Below are 13,007 nucleotides of genomic sequence, written 5' to 3' on the forward strand. Positions count from 1 at the left end.
GCATGAAGTTCGCACACCACATCTCCGACCTCGTCGGCGGGACACCCCTGGTCCGGCTCGGATCGGTGACCGACGGCCTCTCTGCGACGATCCTCGCCAAGGTCGAGTACCTCAACCCCGGCGGCTCCGTGAAGGACCGCATCGCGCTCAAGATGATCGAGGCGGCCGAGGCCTCCGGCGAGCTCGCTCCCGGCGGCACGATCGTCGAGCCGACCTCGGGGAACACCGGCGTCGGGCTCGCGCTCGTGGCGCAGCGCAAGGGGTACGACTGCGTGTTCGTCTGCCCCGACAAGGTGAGCCAGGACAAGCGTGACGTCCTGGCCGCCTACGGGGCGCGCGTCGTCGTGACCCCCACGGCCGTGGCTCCCGACCACCCCGACTCCTACTACTCGGTCTCGGACAGGCTCGTCGCCGAGATCCCCGGGGCCTGGAAGCCCAACCAGTACGCCAACCCCAACGGCCCCGCGTCCCACTACGAGAGCACGGGCCCGGAGATCTGGGCCGACACCGACGGCCGCGTCACGCACCTCGTGGCGGGCGTCGGGACGGGCGGGACCATCACGGGGACCGGTCGGTACCTCAAGGACGTGTCGGCCCCGCGGGAGGCCGAGGCCGGTGGCCGGGTGCACGTCGTCGGGGCCGACCCCGCCGGGTCCGTCTACTCGGGCGGCGACGGTCGTCCCTACCTGGTCGAGGGCGTGGGCGAGGACTTCTGGCCGGCCGCGTACGACCCGACCGTGCCCGACGAGATCATCGCCGTGAGCGACGCCGACTCGTTCGAGATGACGCGCCGGCTCGCGCGCGAGGAGGGCCTGCTCGTGGGCGGCTCGTGCGGCATGGCCGTGGTCGCGGCGCTGCGGCTGGCGCAGCGGCTCGAGGACGAGGACCCCGAGGCGGCGGCACGCGCCGTGGTCGTCGTGATCCTGCCCGACGGCGGGCGCGGCTACCTGTCCAAGATCTTCAACGACTCCTGGATGCGGTCCTACGGGTTCCTCGACGCCGAGGAGGGCGTGACCGCGGGCGACATGCTGCGCTCCAAGAGCGGGCAGCTGCCGGACCTGGTCCACACCCACCCGGGCGAGACCGTGCGCGACGCGATCGAGATCCTGCGCGAGTACGGCGTCTCGCAGATGCCCGTCGTCGGGGCCGAGCCGCCCGTCAAGATCGGCGAGGTGGCGGGGGCCGTGAGCGAGCGGGCCCTGCTGGACGCGGTGTTCTCGGGCAAGGCGTCGCTCGCCGACCGGGTGGACAAGCACATGGAGGCGCGGTTCCCGCTCATCGGGGCGGGCGAGGGCGTCGCGGCGATCCGCTCGGCGCTGCACGACGCCGACGCGCTGCTCGTGATCGACGACGGCGACCCGGTCGGGGTGCTCACGCGCCACGACCTGCTGGGCTTCCTGGCGCACTGACGGCCGCTGGTTCGCCGGCCCGCCGAGGGTGACGGAACCGCCCGTCGAGGGTGACGGAACCGCCCGTCGAGGGTGACATCGGATGTCACCCTCGGCATTGGTGGCGGTCACCCTCGGCGAACGGGCGTCACCCTCGGGGCCGATCCAGGTCACCCTCGGCGTTCGAGGTGAGGGTCCACGCCACGAGCCAGCAACCAACGGCCAGCAGCACCCCGTGCGCGATCCGTCCTGCTGGCGGCGTGAAGAACTGCGGCAGGTAGAGCGCGAGCCCCGCTGCGAGCGGGACGCCCACCCAGCGGGGCACGAGCCCGCCGCGCCACCCGGCCACGGCCACGAGCACCCCGCTCGCGCCGATCGTCAGCAGACCCGCGCCGAACATCGTCACCGCGACGGGCTGCATCCGGATGGCCTCGATCGTCGTCAGGAAGTCGAGGCTGCCGGTCGAGAGGGCATCCTGCGCGATCGCATGGATCCCGAAGATCTCCGCCCCGAAGTAGGGCAGGACCAGCCCCGCTCCCAGCCAGCTCGTCACCACCGCGCCCGACGCCGGAGCCTGGCCCCGTGTCCCGGCGAGCCTCTCGCGCAGCGCGAGGAGGGAGGCGGGGAGCAGCACGAAGCCCGCCGCGCCGCACAGGTGCGCAGCGATCCAACGCCCCGAGGCGAGCGCGGCGGCGAGCTCCGGCGCGGCGACGTCCTCGGGGACCCACGGGCGTACGAGCGGGAACGCGAGGAAGAGAACGCCCGCGACCACGAGCAGGATCGCTCCAGTGCGGGGGCGGACGAGGCCCAGGTCGGGGCGGGTCCGGTCGATCGACGGTGCGTTCATGGCGGCTCTCCTTCGGTGGGTGGGACGGCGGTCGCGTCAGGACGTGGCGGGGCGGGCGAGGTCCGCGATCCCGACCACGAGCAGGCCGACGAGGACCTCGAAGCTGTGGTCGACGTCGTCGGGCATCCCGAACCCGCCGAGGAGCTCGAGCGAGACGAACCCGTGGACCGCCGACCGCACTGCGCGGATCGCGTCGACCGTCGAGGCCTCCGGCAGGCCGAACCCGCGCAGGACCGCCGCGACGACCGCGACGGACTCGGCGCCCGCGAGCGACAGCGGGTCGTCGGCCTGCGCGCCGAGGTCGGGCGAGACCTGCGTCGCGGCGTACCTGCCCGGGTGCTCGCGCGCGAAGCCGCGGATCGCGTGCGCGAGCGCGGAGAGCGCGTCCGGGCCCGAGCGGCCGATCGTCGCCGCCGCCGCAGCGCGCGTGAGGTCGTCGACCGCGACCACGGCGACCGACCGCCGCAGGTCCGCGAGAGAGCCGACGTGCTTGTAGAGGCTCGGGGTCGCGACCCCGGCCGCCGCGGCGACCTTCGCGAGGGTGAGGTCGGCGAACCCTTGCGGGCCGCCGTCGTCCACGACCCGCAGCGCGAGGGCCGTGACCGCCTCGCGGCTCAGGCCCGCCCTAGCCACGGGCGGCCCAGCCGTGCGCACCGGCGGACGAGCGCAGGCCGTCGAGGAACGCGAGGGTCGCGGGCGCGACCACGTCGGGGGACTGGTGCTGCGGATAGTGCCCGACGTCGGGCACCAGGTGGCCCTGCGCGCCGATCGACTCCTGGATCCAGGTGAGCTCGGCGGCCTGGTCCGAGAAGTCGGGGTCGAGCGACCCCATGAACGCGACGGCCGGGGCGTGGACCTCGGGGAGCCGCGCCTCGACCGGTGCGTGCGTGAGGGCGAGCGCGAGCTCGCGGAAGCTGCGCAGACGACCGGGCTCGCGCATCGAGGCGCGGAGCGCGGCCACGTGCTCGGCATGCCACGGGGCCTTGCGCCCCTTGGTCAGCGACGAGTAGAAGCCTGCCCACGCGGCGGCGCCCCAGGGGCGGGCCAGGGTGACGCGGTAGAGCAGCCGGCTCGCGCGGGCGCGGGCGGCGCTCACGGCCGGGTCCCGCAGGAACGGGCCGAGGAGGACGAGGCCCGCGACGGCGTCGGGTCGCTCGGCGGCAGCCCACGTCGCGGCGCCGGCGCCCATCGAGCTCCCGACCAGGACCGCGGGCCCGCCCAGCTGCTCGACGAGCGCCAGGAGGTCCTGGCCCGTCGCGACGTCGCCGTGCGTGCGGAAGGTCGTGTCGCTGTCGCCGTGGCCGCGCAGGTCGGTCACGGCGACGCGGTAGCCCGCGGCCACGAGCGGGGGCACGAGGTCGCGGTAGGTCGAGCGCAGGTCGCCCATGCCGGGGACGGCGACCACGAGCGGGCCCGTGCCGGTCACGGTGTACGCGATGCGCCCCTCGGGGCGGGGGAGGAACTCCACGGTCTGGTGAGTGCTCATAGCGAATAGGCTAATGCCATTAGCCAAGGGTGTGCAAGAGGGGCACGTGGGTCTGTCCGTCACCCTCGGCAGGAGAGCCCGTCACCGTCGGCGGGCCGCCTCGAAGTGCCCCGCGTCGTCGCGCCGCTCCTCGGCCCGCACCACGTGCACGACCGCGTTGATGAGCGCGAGGTGCGTGAACGCCTGCGGGAAGTTCCCCAGGTGACGACCCGAGTGCGGGTCGATCTCCTCGGCGTACAGGTCGAGCTCGCTCGCGAACGACAGCAGCCTCTCGCACAGCGCCCGCGCCCGGTCGAGCTCCCCGACCTCGACGAGCGCCGACACGAGCCAGAACGAGCAGATCGTGAACGTCCCCTCCTCGCCCGAGAGCCCGTCGTCGGTCTCGTCGGTGCGGTACCTCAGCACGAGCCCGTTGACCGTGAGCTCGCTCGCGATCGCGTCGACCGTCGCGACCACGCGCGGGTCGTCGGACGGCAGGAACCGCAGGAGCGGGACGAGCAGCAGCGACGCGTCCAGGGCGTCGGAGCCGTAGCGCTGGACGAGCACCCCGCGCGCGTCGACCCCGTGCTCGAGCACGTCGGCGCGGATCTCGTCGGCCACGGCCTGCCACTGGTCGGCGTAGTCGGGCTCGTCGTACATCCGGGCCAGGCGCGCCCCGCGGTCGAGAGCGACCCAGCACATGACCTTCGACGACGTGAAGTGCTGGGGCTCGCCGCGGATCTCCCACAGCCCGCGGTCGGGCTCGCGCCAGTGCGCGGCGGCCTCCTCGACCTGGGCCTTGAGGACGGGCCACAGGGACTCGGGCAGCTGCTCGCGCGACTTGGCGTGCAGGTACACCGAGTCGAGCACGGCGCCCCACATGTCGTGCTGCTGCTGGTCGTACGCGGCGTTCCCGACGCGCACCGGTCGGGCGTCGTCGTACCCCGCAAGGTGGTCGAGCGTGCTCTCGGTGAGCTCGGTCTCGCCCCCCACGCCGTACATGATCTGCAGCTCGCGCCCGTCCCGGCAGACGTCGTGCACGAACGCGAAGAAGTCGTCTGCCTCGCGGTCGAGGCCCAGGGTGTACAGGCCCCACAGCGCGAACGTCGAGTCGCGGACCCACGCGTAGCGGTAGTCCCAGTTCCGCTCGCCCTGGGGTGCCTCGGGCAGGGACGTGGTCGCGGCGGCGAGCAGCGCCCCGGTCGGGGCGTACGTGAGCCCCTTGAGCGTGAGCGCGCTGCGCTGGAGGTACGAACGCCACGGGTGGTCGGGGAAGACGCCCTGCGTGATCCAGTCGCGCCAGTACTGCTCGGTGCGGCCCAGGGCGTCGGCGGCCTCGGGCCAGGTCGTGGGGGTGGGACGGTCGGACCACGACAGCGTGACGTACGCGGTCTCGCCCGCGCTCATGCGCGTGCGGCCCTGCGCGCGACGGTCCTCGACGCCGAGCCGCAGGCTGCCGCTCAGGCGCAGGTCGGGGGTCGAGGCGTGCGCCGAGCGGGTCACGAGCGTGCTGTACGTGGGCCCCTCGTACTCCCACCGCGCGGGCTCGCGCCCGTAGTCCGGGAGCGGCTCGCACACGACCTCGACGTCCACGGTGCCGTTGACGCACACGATGGTGCGCAGCAGCATGTGCTCGGCGTCGCAGTCCGTGGGCGTGCGCCGGTGCGTCCGTGAGCGTTCGTCGACGTTGTGCCACGGCCCCATGAGCATCGCGTCGCGCACGACGAGCCAGCCCGTGGGCGTCTGCCACGTCGTCTCGAGCACGAGCGTGCCCGGCACGTAGCGCCGCGCCGCAGGCACGCGCGCGCCGTACGGCCCCACGCGGAACGAGCCCGCCCCCCGGTCGAGCACCGCCGCGAAGATGCTGGGCGCGTCGGGGCGCGGCACGCACATCCACTCGATCGCGCCGCTCGGGGCCACGAGCGCGTTGCACTCGCAGTCGGACAGGAACGCGTACTCCGCGATCCCGGGGTACGCCGAACGTCGCCCGCTCGGCACCTGGGCGCCGCCCGCGTGCGTCACGGGCGAGTCGAGCCCGTCGCCCGCGTCCACGGGCCGGGCCGAGTCCGCCGGGGCGAGCGGGGCGGCGTCCTGGGTGGTCTCGCGATCGGCACGCGGAGCGTTCATGCAGCCAGCGTGCGCCTCGGGGCGGCAGTTGTCAGGTGGAGCGGTGCCCGACGGCGGAGCGCACCCAGGAGCGTGCGGTGCGCTCCGGCGTCGGGCGGGCCGAGTCGGGCAGGGGTGCACCGGCGCGGGCCGGTGCTGGCCGCTGCCGGGCGCTTAGGCTTGTCCCCGAAACCCTGACTCCCACCGAGAGGTAGCACCATGAGCACGCAGCTCCCCACCGCGTCCGGCACGTTCGGCGACAAGCCCGTCCTGACCTTCCCCGAGGGCGGCGCACCCGCCGGCCTCCAGGTCCAGGTCCTCGAGGAGGGCAGCGGCCCCGTCGTCACCGCGGGTCGCACCATCGTCGTGAACTACCTGGGTCAGGTGTGGGACGGCGACATCTTCGACACCTCGTACGACCGCGGCCAGACCATCTCGTTCCCCATCGGGACCGGCGCGGTCATCGGCGGCTGGGACAAGGGCCTCGTGGGCCAGAACGTCGGCTCGCGCGTCCTGCTCTCGATCCCGCCGGAGCACGGCTACGGCATGCGCGGCGTCCCCCAGGCGGGCATCGGCGGCACGGACACGCTGGTCTTCGTGGTGGACGTCGTCGGGGTCCAGTGACTCCTCGCGACTGACGGGCCGGGGCCCTCAGGTCCTCACCGGGCGACGCTGCGCGTCACCGTGAACTTGGGGCCCCGGCCCGCCTGCGTCGTGGGGCCGACAGCGCGCTCGAGCGCGGGACGGTAGCGCAGGTGCGAGTTGTAGACGGTCCACAGCTCACCGCCCGGGCGCAGCACGCGCCCTGCGGCCGCGAACATGCGGTGCGCGACGCCCGTGCTCAGGGCCGCGCCCTGGTGGAAGGGCGGGTTGCACAGCACGACGTCGGCGCTGCGGTCCGCGAGCGAGGAACCCACGTCGTCGCGCACCACGCGCACCCGCTCGCCCACGCCGTCGGCCTCTGCCGTGGCGCGGGCCGAGCGCACCGCGGCCTCCGACTGGTCGGTCGCCACGACCAGGGCGTCCGGGCGCGAGCGCGCGAACGAGACCGCGAGGATGCCCGTGCCGCAGCCCAGGTCCACGGCATCGGTCGCACCGGGCGAGACCTGGTCGAGGAAGCCCAGCAGGTAGCGCGTGCCGATGTCGAGGCTCGCGCCCGCGAACGCCGCGCCGTACGCGACCACGTCCAGGTCGAGCTCGCCCAGGTGCGCGGTCACGGGATACGTGAGGTCGACGGAGGGCCGGGGCCCGCGGGCCACCAGGACGCGCGACTTCTGCCGCGCGAGGCTCGCCCGCACGTCCGTGAAGGACTCCGCCAGCACGTCGTTCATGGCCGGGGTCATGTGCTTGAGGCGGCCCCCCGCGAGCAGGAGCACGTCCGGGGCGGCGTACCGCGCCACGTGCTCCGCGACGTCGCGGAGCGCGGCGAGCGAGCGCGGGAGCTGGAGCACGACGACGCGTGCCCCCCGCAGCAGGTCCTCACCGAGCGGGAGATGGGTGAACGTGGCGTCCAGGCCGGGGAACGCGCCGCGCGACGCTTCCTGGGCGTTGCGGTCCAGGGCGGTCTCGCTCATGAGGGCGTCCTGGTGGACCCGGACGCCCGAGAGCCCGTGCGCCACCACGGCACCCAGGGTCAGCGCCCCGAACCGGTCGTCGATCACGACGACCTCCCCGGGGCCGGTCGCGGCCAGGGCGCTCGCGGCCTCGTCGAGCAGCAGCCTGTCGGTCGCGTCGACCGCCACGAGCGTGGGGTCTGCCGTACCGCCGCGCGGGTGACCGGGGCCGTCGTCGGGCGCGAAGCGCTCGAGCCCCGCGAGCAGCCGGTCGAGGGCGGCCTGGTCGCGCGCGGGCTGGGGGCGCGCAGGCGTGCTGGGCGTGACGGGGTGGTCGGAGGTGGGGGAGGGCACAGGACAAGTCTGCCCTGCCCCGACCCGCCCGGCGTCAGCGCAGGTGGGCGGCGGCGGCCTCGCGGACCGCCGCCGCGACCCGGTCGAGCGTCGGGGAGTGCAGGCGCCACTGCTGCCAGTACTGCGGCACGGTCAGGCTCGCTGCGTCGTCGAACCCCACGAGCCGGCCTGCAGCCTCCGCCTCCTGGCTCTGGAGGTCGGGCAGCATGCCCCAGCCCATGCCGAGCTCGACCGCCCGCAGGAACTCGTGCGAGGCCGGGACGTGGTGGCGCGGGCCGCCCGCACGACCACGCAGGTAGCGGTCCTGGAGGTCGTCCTTGCGGTCGAACACCAGGACGGGCGCCGCAGCGAGCGCGGCAGTCGTGGGACCCCCGGGGAACCAGCGCTCGACGAACGCGGGGCTCGCGAAGGGGCGGTAGCGCATCCGGCCCAACGGCGTCGAGCGGCAGCCGGGCACGGCAGCGGCGACCGACGTGATCGTGGCGACGGCCGTGCCGTCCCGCAGGAGGTCGATCGAGTGGTCCTGGTCCTCGCGCAGGATCTCCAGCCGGGCCCAGGACGAGGCCTCGGCGAGCACGGGCAGGGCCCAGGTCGTCAGGGCGTCGCCCGTGATGACGAGCGTGATCTCCGGGGTGCTGCCCGAGGTGAGGTCCAGCTCGGCCAGGACCTCGGCGTGCTGGAGCGCGAGCCGGCGCGCGTGGCGCACGAGCACCTCGCCGGGCGCCGTGAGCGTCGCGGGCCGGCCCCGGCGCACCAGCACCTGGCCTACGGCGGCCTCGAGCGCACGCATGCGCTGGCTGACGGCGGAAGGGGTCACGCCGAGGTGCTGCGCGGCGGCCTCGAACGTGCCCGTGGTCGCGATCGCGTCGAGCGTCCGGAGCTGGTCGGGCTGGAGGTCCACCATGAGCAGATCTTAGGGTTCTGCAGAAACATTCGCTGTACTGAACCCCGGGCCGTGCCTACCGTGGAGGGCGTGACCACCCTCGCGCCCCTGATCGCCGGCCTCGGCACCGGACTGTCCCTGATCGTCGCGATCGGCTCGCAGAACGCGTTCGTGCTCCGGCAGGGGCTGCGGCGCGAGCACGTCCTGCCCGTGGTCCTGGTGTGCGCGCTGTCGGACCTGGTGCTCGTCGCGGCGGGCGTCGCGGGCCTGGGCGTGCTCGTCTCGAACGCACCCGTGCTGCTCGCGGTCGTGCGCTGGGGAGGTGCCGCGTTCCTGCTCGTCCTGGCGGTGCAGGCCGCCCGGCGCGCGCTGCGTCCCGCGACCCTCGAGGCGGCCGGAGGTGGGCTGCGGATGTCGGTGGGTGCCGCCGTCGGGACCGCGCTCGCCCTGACGTGGCTCAACCCGCACGTCTACCTCGACACGGTCCTGCTGCTCGGCTCGCTCGCGGCCGCGTACGGGGAGAGCGGGCGCTGGGTCTTCGGGGCCGGGGCGGGGATCGCGAGCATCGTGTGGTTCACGACGCTGGGATTCGGGGCGCGAGTGCTCGCCCCGGTCTTCGCACGACCCGTCGCGTGGCGCGTGCTCGACGGCGGGATCGCGCTCGTCATGGCCGTGCTCGCGGTCGTGCTCGTGGTGCGCTGACGTGTCGCCCTCCGGGTGTCGACCCGGAACCGTGGTGCGCCCCGGTGCTGAACACGGGTAGCGGTGTCGTGGGGCTGCCGGGTCGGTGCCGAGCACGAGGTCGTGGTCGTTCTGGCGGGCTTGGCGACCGCAAGGTCGTGCTCGAGCGAGCGCAACGTCGTGATCGGCGCCACGGAGGGGCACGGATGGGCACGGATGCCCACGGATGCCAACTGACGGCCACGGCGCCCCGGCGGGCCCCGCCGTCTGGCACGCTGGGCGCGTGGACGAACAGAGCACCGAGACCCCGGCCCGCGTGGCCATCACCTACTGCACGCAGTGCAACTGGATGCTGCGCGCGGCGTGGCTCGCGCAGGAGCTGCTGACGACGTTCGGGACCCGGCTCACCGAGGTGGCGCTGGTGCCCGGCACGGGCGGGATCTTCCAGATCCACGTGGGTGACGAGCTGGTGTGGGACCGCAAGGAGAAGAAGGGCTTCCCCGAGGTCCCGGTGCTCAAGCGGATCGTGCGCGACCGCGTGGCCCCCGGCCTCGCGCTCGGTCACACCGACCGCGCCGGGGGCGCCTCCTAGCCGCTGCCTCCGGGCCGCTCAGACGACGCGAGGCGTCACTCGCCCGCCGCGGCCTTGTGCTCGGCCTCGCGGTTCGCGCGTGCGACCTTCTTGGCCTTCTTGAGGTCGCGCTCCTTGATGCGCTCCTCCTCGGCGCGGACCTCGGCCTGGACGGTGCGCTCGCGCTCGAGCCACGCCGGCGGGTCCTCACGGAGCTCGTTGATCTGCTCGGTGGTCAGTGCTTCCTCGACGCCGCCGCGGGCCAGACCCGCGATCGAGACGTTCAGGCGACCGGCGACGACGGGTCGCGGGTGGGGTCCGTTGCGGCGGAGCTCGACGAGCCACTCGGGCGGGTTGGTCTCCAGCTCCTCGAGCTGGCCGCGCGTGATGGTCCCCTCCTGGAACTCCTGGGGAGTGGCGGGAAGGTACACCCCGAGCTTCTTCGCCGCGGTAGCGGGCTTCATGGTCTGGGAGGAGTGCGGGGTGCTCATGGTCCCAGGGTATCGGTCCCGGCCGCGGTTCCTCGTCCCGGGGCGGCTAGTGTTGTCGGGTGGAAGAGACTGCGCGCAGCGCCGAGCACGAGGCCGAGCAACCGGCCGAGGACGTATCCGACGCGCAGGCCCCCGGCTTCCGCGTGGCCTACGTCCCCGGCGTCACCCCGTCCAAGTGGGTGCGGACGTGGATCGACCGCGTCCCCGAGGTGCGTATCGAGGCGCTCGCGGTGCCGTCCGCGCAGGTCGAGGCCCTCCTGCTCGACGGCGGAGCGGACGTCGCGATCCTGCGGCGCCCCGTGCGCAGCGAGGACCTGAGCCACATCGCGATGTACACCGAGGTGCCCGTCGTCGTCGTGCCTCGCGACCACGTCTTCGCGGCGCTCGAGAGTGACGAAGCGCTCACCGTGGCCGACCTCGCCGACGAGGTGCTCCTGCACCCGCTCGACGACGTGCTGGGCTGGGCCGAGGGCCCCGACGGCGCTGCCGCGGACGACGACCGGCCCGCGCTGCCCGGCAAGCCCGCGCGCGAGCGGCCCGCCACCACGGCCGACGCGATCGAGCTGGTCGCCGCGGGGATCGGGCTGCTGGTCGTGCCGCAGTCCCTCGCGCGGCTGCACCACCGCAAGGACCTGACGTACCGGCCGCTCGGCGACGGCCCCGAGGCGCCGGTCGCGCTGGGCTGGGTCACCGAGGACAAGACGGACCTCGTCGAGGAGTTCATCGGCATCGTGCGCGGCCGCACCGCGAACAGCTCGCGAGGCGTGGCCGGCCCGACGCCCCCCACGCCCGAGACGAGCAAGAAGAAGGACGGGCGTTCGTCGTCGGGCAGCAAGAACGGTGCAGGCGGCAAGGGGGCGAGGGCCACGAGCGCCGCCGCGCGCAGCGGCGCCAAGCAGGCCCCGAGCGGCGGCAAGAAGTCCGGCAGGTCGGTCGCCAAGCGGCTCGGCAAGTCGCAGTCGATGAAGGGCCGCAAGAAGGGGCGCTGACCCGGCGCTGCCCGGGTGGGCGGCTCAGCGTCCGCCCGTGACGAACACGGCGAACAGCTCCGGGTGGTGCGCGTGCACCAGCACCGCGAACACGATCGCGTCGAACAGCAGGTGCACGCACACCACGTAGGTCAGCGACTTGGTGCGCGCGAAGATCCAGCCCTGGACCAGCGCGAACGGGATCGTCAGGAGCGGACCCCAGCTGCGGTAGCCCAGCTCCCACAGGAACGACACGAAGACCGTCGCCTGCAGGAGGTTCGCGGGCCACAGCGCGAAGTGGCGGCGCAGCAGCGCGAACACGACGCACACGAAGAACAGCTCGTCCCAGATCCCCACGGCGTTGACGCCCACGAAGAGCCGCGCGATCTCCTGCGGCGTCTCGATCGGCGGCCAGTTCTGGTAGGAGCCCGACCCGATGAAGTACGCGGGCAGGATCAGGTAGCCCGCGACCAGGACGACGAGCAGGTACACGATCTGCGTCCGGTTCCAGCGCCTCCCCGTGCGCACGGGGAACCGGATCGCGTCGTCGCGGTAGACGTAGCGCGAGACGGCCCACGGGACCAGCACCGCGAGCGAGAGCACCACGGCGAAGCGCGCGATCCCGGCGTCGCTCAGGTCCGCCGCGAGCGGGATGGTGCTGATGATGCCCATGCCGAGCGCGATCAGCAGCAGGTCGCGCCCGAGCCGCCGGTCGACCACGAGGCCCAGCGCCACGCCCGCGACGAGCGGGACGTACCCGAGCGGCCGCACGTGCACCGCGAACAGGAGGACCGCCGACCCGCACACGAGCGCCGCGGCGAGAAGCCGCCAGGCGACGCGCAGGACCGTCGCGGGAGGGGCGGCGCTGCGGGCTGCGGTCACGCGCCCCACGATGCCACGGCTGGGCTCGTGAAGGCGGGGTGTGGGCCGCGCGAGGGTTGCCGGGAGGTCGCCGGGTCCGACCGTGGGCGGATGTTCATCCCCTGTTCACCTCCGTACCATTCCGGGGTGAAGTCCCCCAGATCGCCTCTCTTCCTGGCCCTGCTCTGGCTGCTCGCGGCCGCCGTGATCGTGCCGTCGCTGCTGCTCGTGCGCGGTCCGAGCACCGACCTCTATCTCGCGGTCACCGCCCGTACCGCAGACCTGCCCGGGGTCGAGCTGGTCGCCGAGGCCGGCGTGATCGTCCTTGCGCTGCTGTGGCTGCTCGCGGCCTGGCAGGCGCGCGGGGCGGGGCTCGTGGCCGTCGCGACCGCGGTCGTCGGCGGCGCGGGGGCCGTGCTCGCGTACGCGACGTCCGAGGTCGCCAAGACCGTCGTCCAGCAGCCCCGCGGCTGCTGGGACCTCATCGAGATCGCGCACTGCCCCGAGGCGGGGGACTGGTCGTTCCCGAGCAACCACACGACCATCGCGTTCGCGCTCGCGACCTCGGTGGTCCTCACGGCGCTCGCGACGGGCCGGGCCCGCGGGGGAGCCGCGGACACCCTGTTCGGCACGACGACGGCGCTCCGGTTCCGCCGCGCGCGTCGCCTCCCGCCGCACCGGGCCATGGTCGTCGCGCCCGTGGTCCTCGCGGTCGTCACGGGCGCGGCGCGCCTGGTGCAGGGGGTTCACTTCCCGCACGACGTCGTCGCCGGTGCGACGGTCGGTGTGTGCGTCGTCGTGGCGGTCGTCCTGGCGCTGCGGGGGCCGGGGGCGGCGGG

Annotated in this window: 14 protein-coding genes; 6 read left to right on the plus strand and 8 right to left on the minus strand. The window is 74.0% G+C overall.

What is annotated here, in order from left to right:
* The first annotated feature begins 2 nt into the window (after positions 1–2).
* Entirely contained in the window at positions 3–1,409 is a 1,407-nt protein-coding gene (locus OERS_RS03240) for a cystathionine beta-synthase (RefSeq protein ID WP_056645807.1), read from the plus strand.
* Between the two features lie 127 nt (positions 1,410–1,536).
* Here OERS_RS03240 and OERS_RS03245 read toward each other — a convergent pair whose 3' ends face one another.
* From OERS_RS03245 to OERS_RS03260, 4 genes are all read right to left on the minus strand, one after another.
* Positions 1,537–2,235 (minus strand): hypothetical protein, encoded by a 699-nt coding sequence (locus OERS_RS03245; protein ID WP_082848736.1) that lies wholly within the window; start codon positions 2,233–2,235, stop codon positions 1,537–1,539.
* Between the two features lie 36 nt (positions 2,236–2,271).
* Positions 2,272–2,868: a TetR/AcrR family transcriptional regulator gene (locus tag OERS_RS03250; protein WP_082848744.1), complete on the minus strand. Its 597-nt coding sequence runs from the start codon at positions 2,866–2,868 to the stop codon at positions 2,272–2,274.
* Positions 2,861–3,721: an alpha/beta fold hydrolase gene (locus tag OERS_RS03255; RefSeq protein WP_068624389.1), complete on the minus strand. Its 861-nt coding sequence runs from the start codon at positions 3,719–3,721 to the stop codon at positions 2,861–2,863. The genes OERS_RS03250 and OERS_RS03255 overlap by 8 nt, the downstream gene beginning before the upstream one ends.
* 81 nt (positions 3,722–3,802) lie before the next feature.
* The gene (locus OERS_RS03260) at positions 3,803–5,827 is read right to left on the minus strand and encodes a glycoside hydrolase family 15 protein (protein WP_083201183.1); all 2,025 of its coding nucleotides are present in this window, start codon (positions 5,825–5,827) and stop codon (positions 3,803–3,805) included.
* A 198-nt stretch (positions 5,828–6,025) separates the two neighbouring features.
* Between OERS_RS03260 and OERS_RS03265 the strand changes: the two genes are divergently transcribed.
* Positions 6,026–6,430 (plus strand): FKBP-type peptidyl-prolyl cis-trans isomerase, encoded by a 405-nt coding sequence (locus tag OERS_RS03265; protein WP_056645814.1) that lies wholly within the window; start codon positions 6,026–6,028, stop codon positions 6,428–6,430.
* 35 nt (positions 6,431–6,465) lie between these two features.
* Here the strand turns inward: OERS_RS03265 and OERS_RS03270 are convergent, their stop codons facing one another.
* Entirely contained in the window at positions 6,466–7,713 is a 1,248-nt protein-coding gene (locus OERS_RS03270; RefSeq protein WP_248948313.1) for a class I SAM-dependent methyltransferase, read from the minus strand.
* A 34-nt stretch (positions 7,714–7,747) separates the two neighbouring features.
* The gene (locus OERS_RS03275; protein ID WP_068624390.1) at positions 7,748–8,617 is read right to left on the minus strand and encodes an ArgP/LysG family DNA-binding transcriptional regulator; all 870 of its coding nucleotides are present in this window, start codon (positions 8,615–8,617) and stop codon (positions 7,748–7,750) included.
* A gap of 69 nt (positions 8,618–8,686) precedes the next feature.
* Between OERS_RS03275 and OERS_RS03280 the strand changes: the two genes are divergently transcribed.
* Positions 8,687–9,298 (plus strand): LysE/ArgO family amino acid transporter, encoded by a 612-nt coding sequence (locus OERS_RS03280; protein WP_169834187.1) that lies wholly within the window; start codon positions 8,687–8,689, stop codon positions 9,296–9,298.
* Positions 9,299–9,560: 262 nt separating this feature from the next.
* Positions 9,561–9,869 (plus strand): Rdx family protein, encoded by a 309-nt coding sequence (locus OERS_RS03285; protein ID WP_248948314.1) that lies wholly within the window; start codon positions 9,561–9,563, stop codon positions 9,867–9,869.
* Between the two features lie 35 nt (positions 9,870–9,904).
* Here OERS_RS03285 and OERS_RS03290 read toward each other — a convergent pair whose 3' ends face one another.
* A complete protein-coding gene (locus OERS_RS03290; RefSeq protein WP_056645819.1) occupies positions 9,905–10,339 on the minus strand; it encodes a DUF5997 family protein in 435 nt (144 codons plus the stop codon).
* Positions 10,340–10,398: 59 nt separating this feature from the next.
* Between OERS_RS03290 and OERS_RS03295 the strand changes: the two genes are divergently transcribed.
* Entirely contained in the window at positions 10,399–11,328 is a 930-nt protein-coding gene (locus OERS_RS03295; RefSeq protein WP_068624392.1) for a LysR family substrate-binding domain-containing protein, read from the plus strand.
* 24 nt (positions 11,329–11,352) lie between these two features.
* On the opposite strand, the gene OERS_RS03300 is transcribed toward OERS_RS03295, so the two are convergent.
* Positions 11,353–12,189, minus strand: coding sequence for a CPBP family intramembrane glutamic endopeptidase (locus tag OERS_RS03300; RefSeq protein ID WP_068624441.1), 837 nt, complete (start codon positions 12,187–12,189; stop codon positions 11,353–11,355).
* A gap of 126 nt (positions 12,190–12,315) precedes the next feature.
* Here OERS_RS03300 and OERS_RS03305 point away from each other — a divergent pair.
* Positions 12,316–13,007, plus strand: a 692-nt coding sequence (locus OERS_RS03305; protein ID WP_068624394.1) for a phosphatase PAP2 family protein, incomplete at its 3' end; no start/stop codon positions are given.

Origin of the sequence: Oerskovia enterophila, from assembly GCF_001692445.1 — a bacterium.
Taxonomy (GTDB): domain Bacteria; phylum Actinomycetota; class Actinomycetes; order Actinomycetales; family Cellulomonadaceae; genus Oerskovia; species Oerskovia enterophila.